The organism is Pseudarthrobacter sp. CC4, assembly GCF_048957775.1.
In the GTDB taxonomy this organism is placed as follows: Bacteria; Actinomycetota; Actinomycetes; order Actinomycetales; family Micrococcaceae; genus Arthrobacter.
This window is the reverse complement of the sequence record NZ_JARCCZ010000026.1, coordinates 37,802-51,704: the sequence shown is the minus strand read 5'-3', so window position 1 is coordinate 51,704 and position 13,903 is coordinate 37,802. Positions and strand designations below refer to the sequence as shown.

16 protein-coding genes and 1 tRNA gene are annotated in these 13,903 nt (G+C 65.7%); 9 read left to right on the top strand and 8 right to left on the bottom strand.

Annotation, left to right across the window (positions count from 1 at the left end; genetic code table 11):
• Window positions 1–58: 58 nt before the first annotated feature.
• A tRNA-Ser gene (locus PV768_RS17450) sits at window positions 59–146 on the bottom strand.
• A 107-nt stretch (window positions 147–253) separates the two neighbouring features.
• On the opposite strand from PV768_RS17450, the gene PV768_RS17445 reads away from it, so the two are divergent.
• The 8 genes from PV768_RS17445 (at window position 254) to PV768_RS17410 (ending at window position 7,027) form a co-directional block, all read left to right on the top strand.
• Complete coding sequence (locus PV768_RS17445; protein ID WP_157239150.1) at window positions 254–1,237, top strand: NAD(P)H-quinone oxidoreductase; 984 nt, start codon at window positions 254–256, stop codon at window positions 1,235–1,237.
• 38 nt (window positions 1,238–1,275) lie between these two features.
• Window positions 1,276–1,809 (top strand): PadR family transcriptional regulator, encoded by a 534-nt coding sequence (locus PV768_RS17440; RefSeq protein WP_321215350.1) that lies wholly within the window; start codon window positions 1,276–1,278, stop codon window positions 1,807–1,809.
• 94 nt (window positions 1,810–1,903) lie between these two features.
• On the top strand, window positions 1,904–2,188 hold the full coding sequence (locus PV768_RS17435; RefSeq protein ID WP_157239147.1) for a DUF1540 domain-containing protein: 285 nt from the start codon (window positions 1,904–1,906) through the stop codon (window positions 2,186–2,188).
• A 232-nt stretch (window positions 2,189–2,420) separates the two neighbouring features.
• The gene (locus PV768_RS17430) at window positions 2,421–4,724 is read left to right on the top strand and encodes a carbon starvation CstA family protein (RefSeq protein WP_157239145.1); all 2,304 of its coding nucleotides are present in this window, start codon (window positions 2,421–2,423) and stop codon (window positions 4,722–4,724) included.
• The gene (locus PV768_RS17425) at window positions 4,721–4,924 is read left to right on the top strand and encodes a YbdD/YjiX family protein (protein WP_157239143.1); all 204 of its coding nucleotides are present in this window, start codon (window positions 4,721–4,723) and stop codon (window positions 4,922–4,924) included. Before PV768_RS17430 ends, PV768_RS17425 begins: the two co-directional genes overlap by 4 nt.
• A 77-nt stretch (window positions 4,925–5,001) precedes the next feature.
• Window positions 5,002–5,634 (top strand): bacterial proteasome activator family protein, encoded by a 633-nt coding sequence (locus PV768_RS17420; protein ID WP_157239142.1) that lies wholly within the window; start codon window positions 5,002–5,004, stop codon window positions 5,632–5,634.
• Window positions 5,635–5,641: 7 nt separating this feature from the next.
• Window positions 5,642–6,118, top strand: a complete 477-nt coding sequence (locus tag PV768_RS17415) for a hypothetical protein (RefSeq protein ID WP_157239140.1) — start codon at window positions 5,642–5,644, stop codon at window positions 6,116–6,118.
• 63 nt (window positions 6,119–6,181) lie between these two features.
• Window positions 6,182–7,027 carry an aldo/keto reductase gene (locus PV768_RS17410; RefSeq protein WP_157239138.1) on the top strand — a complete coding sequence of 282 codons (846 nt, stop codon included), beginning with the start codon at window positions 6,182–6,184 and terminating at the stop codon, window positions 7,025–7,027.
• A gap of 108 nt (window positions 7,028–7,135) precedes the next feature.
• Here PV768_RS17410 and PV768_RS17405 read toward each other — a convergent pair whose 3' ends face one another.
• From PV768_RS17405 to PV768_RS17380, 6 genes are all read right to left on the bottom strand, one after another.
• Window positions 7,136–7,321 (bottom strand): hypothetical protein, encoded by a 186-nt coding sequence (locus PV768_RS17405; RefSeq protein WP_157239136.1) that lies wholly within the window; start codon window positions 7,319–7,321, stop codon window positions 7,136–7,138.
• A gap of 356 nt (window positions 7,322–7,677) precedes the next feature.
• Entirely contained in the window at window positions 7,678–8,112 is a 435-nt protein-coding gene (gene comJ, locus PV768_RS17400; protein WP_157239134.1) for a competence protein ComJ, read from the bottom strand.
• A gap of 38 nt (window positions 8,113–8,150) precedes the next feature.
• The gene (locus PV768_RS17395; RefSeq protein ID WP_157239132.1) at window positions 8,151–8,864 is read right to left on the bottom strand and encodes a DUF416 family protein; all 714 of its coding nucleotides are present in this window, start codon (window positions 8,862–8,864) and stop codon (window positions 8,151–8,153) included.
• A 522-nt stretch (window positions 8,865–9,386) separates the two neighbouring features.
• Window positions 9,387–10,346 carry a hypothetical protein gene (locus PV768_RS17390; RefSeq protein ID WP_421093691.1) on the bottom strand — a complete coding sequence of 320 codons (960 nt, stop codon included), beginning with the start codon at window positions 10,344–10,346 and terminating at the stop codon, window positions 9,387–9,389.
• A gap of 70 nt (window positions 10,347–10,416) precedes the next feature.
• Window positions 10,417–10,635 (bottom strand): phosphodiester glycosidase family protein, encoded by a 219-nt coding sequence (locus PV768_RS17385; protein WP_421093690.1) that lies wholly within the window; start codon window positions 10,633–10,635, stop codon window positions 10,417–10,419.
• A gap of 480 nt (window positions 10,636–11,115) precedes the next feature.
• Entirely contained in the window at window positions 11,116–11,304 is a 189-nt protein-coding gene (locus tag PV768_RS17380) for a hypothetical protein (RefSeq protein ID WP_421093689.1), read from the bottom strand.
• Between the two features lie 191 nt (window positions 11,305–11,495).
• On the opposite strand from PV768_RS17380, the gene PV768_RS17375 reads away from it, so the two are divergent.
• Window positions 11,496–13,091: an alkaline phosphatase D family protein gene (locus PV768_RS17375; protein ID WP_421093688.1), complete on the top strand. Its 1,596-nt coding sequence runs from the start codon at window positions 11,496–11,498 to the stop codon at window positions 13,089–13,091.
• A 15-nt stretch (window positions 13,092–13,106) separates the two neighbouring features.
• Here PV768_RS17375 and PV768_RS17370 read toward each other — a convergent pair whose 3' ends face one another.
• Window positions 13,107–13,733 (bottom strand): hypothetical protein, encoded by a 627-nt coding sequence (locus PV768_RS17370; protein WP_421093687.1) that lies wholly within the window; start codon window positions 13,731–13,733, stop codon window positions 13,107–13,109.
• Window positions 13,734–13,903: the final 170 nt, after the last annotated feature.

Sequence of the window (13,903 nt, the reverse complement as noted above, 5' to 3'; positions counted from 1 at the left end):
CCGGCAAAACGAAGGACCCCTGCCGGCCAGCATGCTGGCGGACAGGGGTCCTGTTTCGCGGAAGGTAAGAGATTCGAACTCTTGGTACGGGGTTACCGCACACTAGTTTTCAAGACTAGCTCCTTCGGCCGCTCGGACAACCTTCCTCACCCAGTAGTGTTTCATAGGCACTTGCCTGCAACAAAACAGAACCCGGAACGCGTCCGGTGCACACTGGTTGCACGCAGTATTCAGTCAGAAACGGGAGTGTTCCATGAAAGCCGTCTACATTTCGGAGCCTGGCGGCCCGGAAGTTCTGGAGGTCCGCGAGGTGGAGGCCCCGGTACCGGGTCCCGGAGAGGTGCTCATCGACGTCGTGGCGGCCGGCCTGAACCGGGCGGACGTGCAGCAGCGGAGGGGTTTGTACCCGCCGCCGCCCGGCGCATCGGAAATTCCGGGCCTTGAAGTATCCGGCCGGATCGCCGGGTTCGGTCCCGGCGTCACAAAGGCATTCTCCCTCGGTGACAAGGTGGTGGCGCTGCTGGCCGGCGGCGGGTATGCGCAGCAGGTGGCGGTCCCGGCCGAGCAGGTCCTTCGGGTGCCCGACGGCGTTGACCTGGTGACCGCGGCCGCCCTTCCCGAGGTTGCGGCCACTGTCTACTCCAACCTGGTGATGACGGCCCAGCTGCAGGCAGGCGAGACCGTCCTGATCCACGGGGCAACGGGCGGGATCGGCACCATGGCCATCCAGCTCGCCAAGGCGCTCGGCGCCAAGGTTGCCGCAACTGCAGGATCCGACGAAAAAGTGAGCACGGCGAAAGCCTTCCTGGGCGCCGACATCGCCATCAACTACGCCGAGGAGGACTTTCCGGAAAGCCTTCGCCGCCAGAACGGGGGCAAGGGCGCAGACGTGATCCTCGACGTCGTGGGCGCCAAGTACCTGGCCCAGAACGTGGACGCGCTCGCTGACTACGGACGCCTGGTGGTGATTGGACTTCAGGGCGGAAGGAAGGGGGAGCTCGACCTGGGGCAGCTGCTGAAGAAGCGCGCCGCCGTCGTTGCCACCGCCCTGCGGCCGCGGCCCGTAGCGGAAAAAGGCGCCATCATGAACGCCGTCCGCGACGCTGTGTGGCCGCTGGTCAGCAACGGATCGGTCAGGCCGCTGGTGGCAAAGACGTTCCCGCTGGACCAGGTGCGCGCTGCCCACCGGTACTTTGACACGGGAGACCACGTGGGCAAAGTCCTGTTGGTCATGTAGGTCCGGCACACCGACGCCCGCCAAGTACAAGGATCAGCATGTCCATCCGCCACAGCCTCCTCGCCCTGTTGGAGGACCAGCCCCGCTACGGCTACCAGCTGCGGGTTGAATTCGAGAACCGCACCGGCGCCACCTGGCCTTTGAACATCGGACAGGTGTACACCACGCTGGACCGGCTGGAACGCGATGCGCTGGTGGCCAGGGACGGCGACGACGGGAACGGCCACGTGGTGTACAGCATCACCGCAGCCGGCAGGACCGAAATCCGGAACTGGTTCGCGGCACCGGTGGAGCGGAACAACCCGCCCCGCAACGAACTGGCCATCAAGCTGGCGCTGGCCGTCACCCTGCCCGGCGTCGACGTCAAGGCCGTCATCCAGAGCCAGCGTGTGTCCTCCATGAAGTCGCTGCAGGACTATTCGAAGGCCCGCCGGGACATGGCGCTGAACCAGCGCGCCGGTGACACCGCGTCGCTGCTGGTCCTGGACTCACTCATCTTCCAGGCGGAGGCGGAAGTCCGGTGGCTGGACTTGTGCGAGGCCAGGATGATCCAGCAGGGACAGGGGAAATAGGTCACACAATTGGGTCTTTTTGAATGACCCGGACAGGCATACCGTAAGTCCCAGGAACCGTCCGGCCGGGCGGTGGAACAAACGGAGGAAGCTCATGACAACGCACGTCGCCGACTGCAGCGTAACGAACTGTTCCTTTAATGACCACACCAACTGCAACGCCGCCGCCATCACGGTGGGCGGCGCCGAAAACCACGCCCGCTGCGCCACGTTCATCGAGACCGGGATCCACGGCGGACTGCCCAAGGTCCTTGCCGACGTCGGGGCGTGCCAGCGCGCCGAGTGCGTCCACAATGACCACCTGATGTGCAAGGCCACCGAGGTCCACGTCGGCCCCGGCGCCGACAACGCTGACTGCCTCACCTACTCACACGCGTAAGGGGGCAGCTTTACGCAGTTCCCACGAGCCAAGGCCTCCGCCCGGACCTTCCGGACGGGGGCCTTGCCTGCGTTGACGCAGGCACAACTGGCAGCCCGGGTCCGGTCGTTCGTCGCCGCGTCCACTCCGCTCGCCGCACGTTTCTGCGGCAGCCGGCAGAATGCCTCCGGATTGTGACTGCGGCTTGGTAGGGTGCGTGACAGAAGACGCATAACAATCTCAAGGAGGAGACATGGCCGAAACGCCTGATCAGCGGGGTAGTGCATCCGGAGGCAGGGGCGTGGCCGCCACCGACCCGGCGCTGCCGCCGACAGCGGTGGATGAAGCGGTCCGGGAGGCCGAAGAGCGGAAATGGACGCCGGGAAAGATCGCGTTGTGGGCTGCGATTGCCCTCCTCGGCGGCGTGGCATGGTTCATGCTGGCCATCGTCCGCGGCGAAACCGTGAACGCCATCTGGTTCGTGTTCGCCTCCGTGTGCACCTACCTGATCGGCTACCGCTTCTACTCCAAGGTCATCGAGCGCTACATCACCAGGCCTGATGACCGCCGCGCCACTCCGGCGGAGTACAAGGCCGACGGCAAGGATTATGTCCGGACGGACCGCAATGTCCTGTTCGGCCACCATTTTGCCGCCATCGCCGGCGCCGGGCCGCTGGTGGGCCCGGTCATCGCGGCCCAGATGGGCTACCTGCCGGGCACTATCTGGATCATCATCGGCGTCGTCCTTGCCGGCGCCGTCCAGGACTACCTTGTGATGTTCTTCTCCATGCGGCGCGGTGGCCGTTCCCTGGGCCAGATGGCACGCGAGGAACTGGGCGTTATCGGCGGCACTGCCGCCCTCATCGCCACCCTGCTCATCATGGTGATCATTGTGGCCATCCTGGCCCTCGTCGTCGTCAACGCCCTGGGCGAGAGCCCATGGGGCGTCTTCTCCGTCGGCATGACCATTCCGATTGCGCTGTTCATGGGCATCTACCTCCGCTACCTGCGGCCCGGCAAGGTGATGGAGGTTTCGCTGATCGGCTTCGTCCTGCTGATGGCTGCCATTATCGGCGGCGGCATCGTGGCGGAAACCCCGTGGGGGGCGGACATCTTCAGCCTCGACAAGGTGACCATCGCCTGGGGCCTGATCATCTACGGCTTCATCGCCGCCATCCTGCCCGTGTGGCTGCTCCTGGCACCGCGTGACTACCTCTCAACGTTCATGAAGATCGGTGTGATCGTGATGCTGGCGCTTGCCATCATCGTGGTCCGGCCGGAGATCACCGTTCCCGCGTTCAGCGAGTTCGCCAGCAGGGAAAACGGTCCGGTGTTCCCGGGCGCCCTGTTCCCGTTCCTGTTCGTCACCATTGCGTGTGGTGCCTTGTCCGGCTTCCATGCACTGATTTCGTCCGGTACCACACCCAAGCTGGTTGAAAAGGAGCGGCAGACCCGTTTCATCGGCTACGGCGGAATGCTGATGGAGTCCTTCGTGGCAATCATGGCCCTGGTGGCGGCAATCTCGATCGACCGCGGCCTTTACTTCGCCATGAATTCCCCCGCGGCGCTGACCGGCGGCACGGTGGAGACAGCAGCCACCTGGGTCAACAGCCTGGGCCTGGCCGGGGTGAACATCACGCCTGACCTCCTGAGTGAAACCGCCGCCAACGTGGGTGAAGAAAGCATCGTTTCGCGTACCGGTGGCGCTCCCACCCTGGCCGTGGGACTTGCCCACATCATGCAGCAGTTCATCGGCGGCACGGCCATGATGGCCTTCTGGTACCACTTCGCCATCATGTTCGAGGCCCTTTTCATCCTCACCGCTGTGGACGCCGGCACCCGGGTTGCCCGGTTCATGCTGCAGGATTCGATCGGCAACTTCATCCCCAAGTTCAAGGAACACTCCTGGCGTCCCGGAGCCTGGCTCTGCACCGCCATCATGGTCGGTGCCTGGGGCGCTGTGCTGCTCATGGGCGTCACCGATCCGCTGGGCGGCATCAACACGCTGTTCCCGTTGTTCGGCATAGCCAACCAGTTGCTTGCCGCGATTGCACTGTCCGTGTGCCTGGCCATCGTGGCGAAGCGAGGAACGTTCAACTACCTGTGGATCGTCGCGCTGCCGCTAACGTTCGCCGCCGTGGTCACCATCACGGCGAGCTACCAGAAGATCTTCTCGTCCACCCCGGCTGTCGGCTACTTTGCCAACAACGCGGCCTTCAGCAAGGCCCTGGCCGAGGGCAAGACCTCGTTCGGCACCGCCAAGACGGTCCCGGCCATGGAGGCCGTGGTCAGGAACACGGCGATCCAGGGCTGGCTGTCTGTGATCTTCGTGGTGCTGAGCATCATCGTGATCGCGACGGCGCTGCTCGCCACTGCCAAAGCGTTCCGCAACCGCGGGGACGCCGCCGCCACGCGCGGCAACGAGGACCCCGCCCGCCCGTCGCGTGTCTTCGCCCCTGCCGGACTCATTCCCACTCCTGCCGAGCGCGAGTTGATGGCTGAATGGGAGAAAGTCCCCGCGGAACTGAGGTTCGAAAGGGCGGGCCACCACTCATGACGGCCGGACTCGTTGTGCTCAAGCGGCGGTTCCGCGGCTTCGCCCAGTACTTCAGCGGAGTCCTGGGCGCGGACGCCTACGCCAAGTACCTCGAGCACCACAGGGCGGCCGGGCACGGGGAGGCGCCCCTCACGGAGCGTGAGTTCTGGCGTGACCGGACCGACCGCCAGGACAGCAACCCCCAGGGCCGGTGCTGCTGATTGAGCTTGCAGCGTACAAGCCGCCGGGAGGGATCATCCAGGGGTTCCGGGTGGATCGCTCATGAGAGTATGAACGCATGAGCGATCCACGAGACACTCAATCAGCCGAGGACCTCCCGGTAGAAGGCACTCCCATCGATGAGTGGCAGCCGCCGGTGCCCCCGCCGTCCGCACCTGCCGATCGCAGGAAGCCCAAGGGCAGCAACATCCAGGACCTGGTGGATGAACCGGCCAAAGTCATGCGGATCGGAACCATGATCCGGCAGCTCCTGGAAGAAGTGAAGTCTGCACCGCTGGATGAGGCTGCGCGGGGCAGGCTTGCTGAGATCCACGCGCGCTCCATCAAGGAGCTGGAGGACGGGCTGGCTCCTGAACTGGTGGAGGAACTGGACAGGATCAGCCTGCCCTTCCCCGACGAGGGCACGCCTTCCGACGCTGAACTCCGGATAGCCCAGGCCCAGCTTGTCGGGTGGTTGGAGGGATTGTTCCACGGCATCCAGACTGCCATCGCTGCCCAGCATGCGGCCCGGGAGAATGCGGCCGCGCAGATGCAGCTCCGCCAGCTGCCGCCCGGCACCATGATCGCCCCGGGAGTGGTCATCGGCGAGAACGGGGAACCGCAGCGCGCCGGCGCCGGCGCGCGCTCCGGAAGCCCTGCTCGGCCTGGCCAGCGGGACGACCCGGACCACGGTCCCGGACAATACCTGTAGGCTCCGCTTGGGCTTTTTCAGCGCCGCCAGGCAGGGGCGCAAGGACGACGCGGAGCTGGGCCAGGGGCTATGGCGCCGGGCCCATGACCGTTTCCAGCGGGGACTGGACCGCTTCCACCAGGTTCTTGAGGGCGTGGAGGACGACCAGCTGTACGCCGAATTGCTGGAGATCGCCAATGAACTGGCCAGCCTCCTCGAACGGGTACGGCTGGTATGCATGGAAGCGCAGCGGCGTTCGCCCAACGACAGCCTCAACATCCCTGCGGCCCTTTCCGGGGTACACCGCGCCCTGTCCAAAGCCGGCAACTCCCTGGCGACGACGGCGGAAGCGGCCGCCATGCTCCGGCTCGCCGTGGGCCCCGTCCCGGTAGGTGCAGCCTCGGTCCGCCGCCGGGCCGAGTCCGTATTCCAGCAGGTGGCCGACGCCGAACGGCACCTCAGCGAAGAGGGTTCAGGACCGCAGCAGTTGGGTATTCCCGGTTAAGCGCCTGGCTTACTTCGGGCCGATACCCGCCGGGCGGAGCCGATAGTTTGGCAGGATGGACGAATGACTCTTTCACCTACCTTGACCTTTAATGACGGAAACACCATCCCCCAGCTCGGCTACGGCGTGTGGCAGGTTGAGGATGGCGTGGCTGAAAAGGTGGTCCGCCAAGCGTTTGAAGCGGGCTACCGCCACATCGATACCGCCAAGATCTACGGCAACGAGGCGGGTGTGGGCCGGGCGATCGCCAGTTCCGGGCTGTCCCCGGAGCAGCTCTTCATCACCACCAAGCTCTGGAACGCAGACCAGGGATATGAGTCCACGCTGGCCGCCTTCGAGGAATCCATGGACAGGCTCGGGCTGGAGACCCTGGACCTTTACCTGATCCACTGGATGCAGCCCAAGCAGGACAAGTACGTGGACACCTGGAAGGCCCTGATCGAGCTGCAGAAGCGCGGCCGGGTCAAGTCCATTGGTGTCTCGAACTTCACTGTCGAGGGCCTGCAGCGGCTCATCGACGAGACCGGCGTGGTTCCGGCCATCCACCAGATCGAGCTCCACCCGTACTTCAGCCAGCGGGAACTGCGTGAGTTCGGCGCGGCCAACGGGATTTTGACGCAGGCCTGGTCACCGCTGGGCCAGGGCGGCGAGCTGCTGGACGACGGAACGGTCGCCTCGATCGCAGCCAAGCACGGCGCCACGCCTGCGCAGGTTGTCATTGCCTGGCACCTAGCAATCGGCAACGTGGTCATCCCCAAGTCCGTCACCGAGTCCCGGATCCGGGAAAACTTCGCAGCGCTCGGGGTCAGCCTGGATTCCGGCGACGTCGAGGCCATCAACGCGCTGGACCGCTCCGCCAACGGCGAAGGCCGCATCGGCGCGGACCCCGCAGTTTCCGACTTCGCTTAGCCGGCGGCCGGCACCCGCGCCATGGTGCCAGCCCCGCAAACCGCCCCGGCCTGTCCAACAGGCCGGGGCGGCCCGCGTTAAACGGGTGCGGCAAGTAGCCGGAGCATGTCAGGCGGCAGTGCGGATGTGCTCGACTGACACTGCGTCAACGACGGCCCAGCCATCCTCTTCGCGGCACTGCCGGCTGGCGAAACGCTCCGCCTCGGCCAGCGTGTCAAAGACCTCGGCCCGGGCACGGCCGCAGTCGGCGTCGAAGTACGTGACGTGAAATTCCTGTACCAGTTGGTTTTCCATGAATCCAGTCTGCAACCGGGGTCTGACATTCTTCGGAATCATCCCCGCGTGTTGCTGTGACCGTAGACCTAAGTAGAAGAACCGGTCCCTATTTGGAAGTTTCGGTCTGGCAAGTAGAGCCAGGGTAGCCCCGCCAAGGGCGTCCGAGCTGCCAGAACATCAAACGTGGTGGGAATCCGGCTCACGAAGCTAAGGAAGATACGCGCAGCGGAGTCTCCCACACTGGCTATGTGCCGTACGAATTTTCGCGGTCGTCCGGTCCGGCTGAACAGGACCTTAACAAGTGTTAATTTGTGCATGAAGGGGACAGCCCGCCGGCCGCTCAACCCGCGTGCCTGTAATGACTTCGACTTGGGTTACTCGGTTTGTGCGTCCGCCCTCGTCAGGGTGACCATGTAGCGGTCGTCCCCTTCGATGCCGTCGTTATCGATCGATTCCAGGTTGAAGTACTGCACCTCCACCCGGTAGGTGCCCGGTGGCACCTCCATCCTCCCGCCGCTCATGCCGTTGTCTGTTGGTCCCGATACTGCCACCACTCCGCTGGGGACCTCCAGGGTTCCCGTCATGACCCTATCCACGCTGCCGGTGAATGAACGCTCCGAGTCGAGGCGGAGCAGAACGGGTGCGTTGAAATCGCGCGCTGTGCCCACGGCGATATAGCGGTCGCCCTGGACGAACATGGATTCGATGGTTTCGTCCGTCCATTTCGCCCAAAGATCCGAGAAGTCCGCGGTCGAGTCCGAGACCGTGAACTGGTGGTAATCGGTGAAGAGGTTGAATTCGGCGTCCATGCTGGCTCCTACCCGTCGTTGATCTGGACCATCAGCTCCTATCTGAACGAGGAGGCCCACGACTGGCCCGCGGACCGCGCCAGTCGCTGCAACTGGTCCCAGGAAGATGGCGTGGCCTCGCAAATTCTGAGCGCTTGATCAAGAAAGGCCAAGGCAGATTGCATGCCCGCCGATGAATCGAGGCCCGCATTCTGGGCCGAAATGTCGCTGATCTTGCGGACGAGCAACTCGTCCGAGCCCATGTCGGGCTGGCTGCACGAGTATTCGGCCGCTTCGCAAACCTGCCGTGCGGCCCACGCGGCCTCCTGAGCGTCATCAGACAGCCATGTCCTGATCGCGTACGCCAGTGCAGCAGCGGCGTTTTGCGCGTACCCCATATCAAACAACCATGGCTCGTCATCCGTAGGTCCGAATGCGGCGGCTTCGGAAGCCAACGAGCTGACGACGGCATTGTCTTTGGAAACAGCGCCCCAGACGGAGTCGAGGATGTCTCGTGCCCGCGATTCATTGGCGCTTTCTTCAGCCCTGCTCCAGTAGCGCTCCTGCAGGGGAACCAGGCTCTCCGCGCATGCCGCAGCGAAGGCCGTCTTGGCTCTCGTATCAAGGTGTGAAAGCCGCTCCTTCAGGGCCGCCTCGTCGTAAACCTCTGTTAACAACTCGTCACCACTTTGCTGTAGTCGGGCTAGTGACGCATTCAGCGCGCCGTTGACAGCTGTCACTTCCGCATGGCCTGTCGGCGAGACGGCAATCATATCGTCACCCCGGCCGTTGCCCTCTGTGCCCGTGTGAGGTCGCAACCACCCGAGGCCAGAACATTGACCCCCTCCTTGGTGCTGAGGGTAGCTGTCGTCCGCATATTCTGAGCGATGGGATCAAGGAGGCTGTGGATAGACGTTTCCCGCCAGTCATCTTCGCTGAGCCCGCTTGGGTCCGTGTTGACCATTGCTGCCTAAAGTAGGCGCCAAGAGAGCGATTCGAATGTACATCTACATATCGGACTGACGGGTTCCCTGATTCTTTGAATACTGCCGGGGCGCCTCGTCCCTGTCCTAGCCCTGTAGTGGAGAAAGGCCGGATATCTGTACTGGCCACTTTCCCGCCAACCCCGAATCGACCGGCGACTGCCACGATGGCGGCGTTGACGATGGCTCCGGGGCAGGACGAGTGGCGATTGTAGGCAAGAGAGCTGCCCGTACTGATTGCGGTGTCACCTTGGCCAATTGTCCGGCAGTATTCCAGGAATAACGGAAGACTTTTACAGAGTTACACGTGTCTCAGTTGCCCAGCCGAAGGACCCGCTCCTGCGCGAGCATCGCCGTCCGCTCGGCTCTGTCCGCGGCACGCGCTGCCTGCTTGGCCTCCGCAGTGGTGGCAGCCAGCGCTTTCCGGGAGCGCTCCAGCCGCTCTTCAACGCCCTTGAGCCTGGCACGGAGCTCGGCTGCCTCCTGGACGAGTTCCGTGATCCCGGTCCGTGCCTGGTCCGCCTGGTCCTGCAGCTCCCGCGCCGCCCGGGCAGCCTCAGCCTCGGCCGCCTGCGCCTCCGCCAGGGCGGCTTTGGCTTTCTCCAATGCAGGCGGTGACGCTGGACGCGGCGCCTGGCGGACCGCCTCAAGCCGCGGCCTGTCCGGCGTGGCACGGGCGGTGCCCGCCGTCGTCGTGCGCGTCTTCCTGCTTACTGTGGCTGCTGGCGCAGGGGGCGGAACCGGGGCGGCCGGCGGCAGCGCGGAGGGCACGGCCACGGCCCCCTCCACATCGGCGGTGTTCATTCCGTCGGCGGACAACGCCTTCAGGAGGCGCCCGCTCCGCACGGCGGCCGCTGCCCCTTCATCGGCCGTCAGGGCCCGAAGGGTCTCCTCCACGTCCCCCGCTACGGCATCGCTGATGCCCCGGCCCTGCTCCCTGGCAACGGCACGGGCGGCCTCGACGGCGGCAGCAAGCAGGGTCCGGCGCTCACGTCCCAGTTCCCGCAGCGCCCCGGCGTCCAGCGACGACTGCGCCTCGCGCATCCTGCCACCCAGGGCCGCCAGCTCCGCAAGGACACCAGGCTGGTGCAGCGCCAGCATGTTGACGGTCCAGGCGGCAGCTGACGGCTTCGGCAGGGCGCGCACGGCTGCCCCAAGTTCCTTGTCCGACCCGGCAGCCTCCTTGGCCGCGACGGCGCGCGCCGCAACGAAGTCTTCCAGCGGCTTGGCATAAAGCCCGCTCGCGATCCCAGCCAGGGCCACGTCTTCCATGCACGCCATCTTAGGTGCCGCGACTGCCGCGGGCTCACGCCCCGCGGCCGACCGCGCCCGCTGCCGGCGTTCAGTCCTTGCGGCGGGGGAGGACGAGGATTGCGTCGCCTACGGGACGTTCGCCCGATGCGTCGGACGAATTGTTGACGACCTGCCCTCCCACGGCCATAGTGGTGGATCCGCCGCCGTCGAGGTTGATTGCCTCCACCATGCCCAGCGACGTGGCCACGTCTGCCGCTTCTTTGATGCTCAGCCCAAGGGATGCCGTCTGGCGTCCCTCGGCGGTCACGGCCGTGCCCCGGGAGCGTTGACGGCGGTGACGGTGCCCTGGCTGTCCAGCACCACTTCCAGCCCCGCCCGGACGGTGTGGCGGAGCCGAAGTCCTCGGTGAAAGCAATGACCTCATCGGGGTCCGTGCAGGTGTAGTCGTGCCGGAGGACGGAGGGAGCATCGCCCGTTCCGCCGCAGTTCCGGATGAGCCCCGGCACGCGGTTAACGCCGTCCAGGGCCAGCTGTGCACCTTGGCGGCCTTGCCGCGTCGTTGCTCTCCGGGGGGCGCCGGCCTTTGGGTCCAGGACGAAGTAGCCGCCGTTGATGCCGGCGAGCGCACCATCGGCAGCCGCCAGCTGGCTGGTGGTTTCCCGGTTGACCAGGTCGGGGCCGAACGTCGGGTGAATTCGCCGGGATGGCCACTTCAGCCGTCCAAAAAGGGAAGGGTTGGGGGTTCCGCGGGTAATCGACGTACAGGTCAGGCGGGGGGCCGGTTCCGTCACGCCGCGCGTTTCGGGCAGGTCCCGGGCGCCGAGGTGAAGTTCGACGGCGGGAAGGGCTGGGCGTCCCCGGATGGGAGGGGCGGGGCGGCTGCGGAGGGGCCGGCGGTGGCAAGGAAGGCTCCGGGAAGCCCGGGGATTAGGGCGGTAATTGCAGCCTTGACCGGGAGTTTGTGTGGGGATTCCATGCTGCGACCCTGGTCAGGCGCTTAACCGGAGGAAGAAGCCAAACGCCGGTGTTCAGCAGGTTGTGGCGGACTGTTCGCGGCTCGTTTCCACTGGCAGTTGCTGTACTGTTTCACCGCATGTTTACCGGCGGGTTCCCCCGGAGTTCCCGGCGGGAGGCGTCCTGTTCAAGGCTCCAAGGGACGTTGGCAGCATGCCCTTGATCCTGCCTGGAAACTCCCGTCTGATAGACCGCCGCCTCTTCCTCTCCGGCGTGGCCGGTGTCTCCGCCGCCGCCGCGCTGGCCGCCACCCCGGCCACCAAGGCCGACGCGGGCACGACGCCGGTGCGGAGCAAAGATGATCCCTTCACGCTGGGAATCGCATCCGGCGATCCCACGCCTTCCGGCGTGGTGCTGTGGACCCGTCTCGCGCCGAAACCGTTCGAGCCGAACGGCGGCATGCCTCCCGGCCACCCCGTCGTGGAGTGGCGTCTGGCCACCGACGCCGGGATGCGCAATGTTGTTCGGGACGGCAGTGCACACGCCCCGGCGCAGTTGGGGCACTCGGTTCACGTGGAGGTGGAGGGCCTGGAACCGGACAGCGAGTATTTCTACGAGTTCAAGTTCCGTAACCACTGGTCCCCTGTGGGCCGAACCAAGACCCTGCCGGCCCCCGGGGCCGATGTCAGGCAGCTGGATTTCGCCTTCGCCTCCTGCCAGAAGTGGGATGACGGCTTCTTTCCGTCCTACAGCCACATGGCAGCAGAGAACCTGGACTTTGTGGTGCACCTGGGCGATTACGTCTACGAGTACGAGATCGGGGCCGACGGCGGCCTGCGCCGCACGCCAGTGCCCGCCGCCGCGCAGCCGGCCCCGCAAACGCTTGAGCAGTGGCGGGCACGCTACGCCCTCTACAAGTCGGATCCCGACCTGCAGGCTGCACACGCCCGGTTCCCGTTCATCGTGACCTGGGATGACCACGAGGTCCAGAATGACTACGCCGGAAACTGGGAAGGGCAGACCCAAGCCTTTACCGCAGTGCGGGCCGCGGCCTACATGGCCTACTACGAGCACCAGCCCTTGCGGGCGCGGTCGCTGCCCCAAGGCACGGACATGCAGCTTTACCGGCGGCTGCGCTATGGCCGCCTGGCTCAGTTGGACGTCCTGGATGGACGGCAGTACCGCGACGCTCCGCCCTGCGGCTGGGGCGAAGCCCAGGCATGCGAAGCGGCCTACGACCCCGCCATCAGCATGCTCGGCCCGGAGCAGGAACAGTGGCTCTATGCCGGGCTGCGCGACTCAGACGTGCGGTGGAACATCCTGGGAAACAACGTCATGGTCTCCCGCCTCGACCACGATGGCGCCGCGGGTGAGTTGCTGTGGCATGACGCCTGGGACGGCTTCCCGGCGGCCCGCAAGAGGCTGCTGGACGTGATCGCCGGGCCCGCGGTGCGCAATGCCGTGTTCGTCACCGGCGACTGGCACTCCACTTTTGTCAACGATGTCCACCTGGACTTTGACCGGCCGGACTCCCCGGTGGTGGCCACCGAGTTCGTCGGTACCTCCATCAGCACCAACGGCGACGTGCCAGTCTACGGGCCCTACTACGAGCCCATGATCGGGTTCAACCCGCACATCAAGTTCTTCGACGGCGACCGGCGGGGCTACGTCCGGTGCCAGGTCACTCCGGAGCGCTGGCGCACCGAGCTTCGCATGGCAACCGGGGTGGGCAGCCGGGCCGCCGGGCAGTACACGCATGCGGTGTTCGAGGTCGAAGACGGCGCACCGGGCGCAGTTCAGGTGTCGTAGCAGCTACCCCATCTGCTACTTCTCCGGCCAGAACCGCTGCACGCCTGCCGCGGCCTGCCGCAGCTGTCCGCCGGCGAGCGTTATGGAACTTTCCTCCATGCCGAAGTCGATCCACTGGGCCACCAGGCGCAGGTCGCCGGCGGGCGGAAGCGGCCAGAGCCAGAGGGTGCCGCTGCCGGCCAGCTCATCGGGGGCTCCGCTGCCGCCACCGTTGTTCAGGACAAGGGTAGGGGGTTCCGGCTCCCCGGTGCTGCCCATAAACCCGTGGGGGCCGCGGGCTCCCGTGCTTGCCTTGGATCCGTCGGCGAACTGAACGCCGAACATCAGCCCGGAGAAGGGCACTGTGCCGCGGCGGAGGCGCATGCCCGGCTGGAAGAACAGTGCATGCTTGTCGGCCCAGTCATCCTCGTCTTCCTCGCCGCGACGAATGATCCAGGACAGGTTGAAGGAACAGCCGGTGGAGAACACCTCCGCACTTCTGAGCGCCATGACCATCGCGGGACTGTGGTGAAGAAACTTGCCGACGTGGACCACGGCCGGCAGTTCATAGGACGGGGGAGCGGCCCACGGAGGCGGCTCGAACCTGGGGGCGGAGGGCCTGGGACCGGACGCCGGGATGGGAAAGTCCTGGAAGAAGGTCACGGTGAGAGTCCTCGGGTCCGTTGGCTGCGACCGACCAGCGGAACGGCGGCAGCGCCGCCCTGGATCCCCAATCCGTCCTTGCCCGGCCAGTCTAGCCCTGCCCGGCCATCCCCGCCGGGAACCACTCCTTAGGGTGTGCTGCGGGAGGGGACGGAATCCCGGTCCCCTCC

Coding starts and splice junctions, on each gene's coding strand:
- PV768_RS17445 (WP_157239150.1), top strand. CDS start 254: ATGAAAGCCGTCTACATTTCGGAGCCTGGCGGCCCGGAAGTTCTGGAG.
- PV768_RS17440 (WP_321215350.1), top strand. CDS start 1,276: ATGTCCATCCGCCACAGCCTCCTCGCCCTGTTGGAGGACCAGCCCCGC.
- PV768_RS17435 (WP_157239147.1), top strand. CDS start 1,904: ATGACAACGCACGTCGCCGACTGCAGCGTAACGAACTGTTCCTTTAAT.
- PV768_RS17430 (WP_157239145.1), top strand. CDS start 2,421: ATGGCCGAAACGCCTGATCAGCGGGGTAGTGCATCCGGAGGCAGGGGC.
- PV768_RS17425 (WP_157239143.1), top strand. CDS start 4,721: ATGACGGCCGGACTCGTTGTGCTCAAGCGGCGGTTCCGCGGCTTCGCC.
- PV768_RS17420 (WP_157239142.1), top strand. CDS start 5,002: ATGAGCGATCCACGAGACACTCAATCAGCCGAGGACCTCCCGGTAGAA.
- PV768_RS17410 (WP_157239138.1), top strand. CDS start 6,182: ATGACTCTTTCACCTACCTTGACCTTTAATGACGGAAACACCATCCCC.
- PV768_RS17405 (WP_157239136.1), bottom strand. CDS start 7,321: ATGGAAAACCAACTGGTACAGGAATTTCACGTCACGTACTTCGACGCC.
- comJ (WP_157239134.1), bottom strand. CDS start 8,112: ATGGACGCCGAATTCAACCTCTTCACCGATTACCACCAGTTCACGGTC.
- PV768_RS17395 (WP_157239132.1), bottom strand. CDS start 8,864: ATGATTGCCGTCTCGCCGACAGGCCATGCGGAAGTGACAGCTGTCAAC.
- PV768_RS17390 (WP_421093691.1), bottom strand. CDS start 10,346: ATGGAAGACGTGGCCCTGGCTGGGATCGCGAGCGGGCTTTATGCCAAG.
- PV768_RS17380 (WP_421093689.1), bottom strand. CDS start 11,304: ATGGAATCCCCACACAAACTCCCGGTCAAGGCTGCAATTACCGCCCTA.
- PV768_RS17375 (WP_421093688.1), top strand. CDS start 11,496: ATGCCCTTGATCCTGCCTGGAAACTCCCGTCTGATAGACCGCCGCCTC.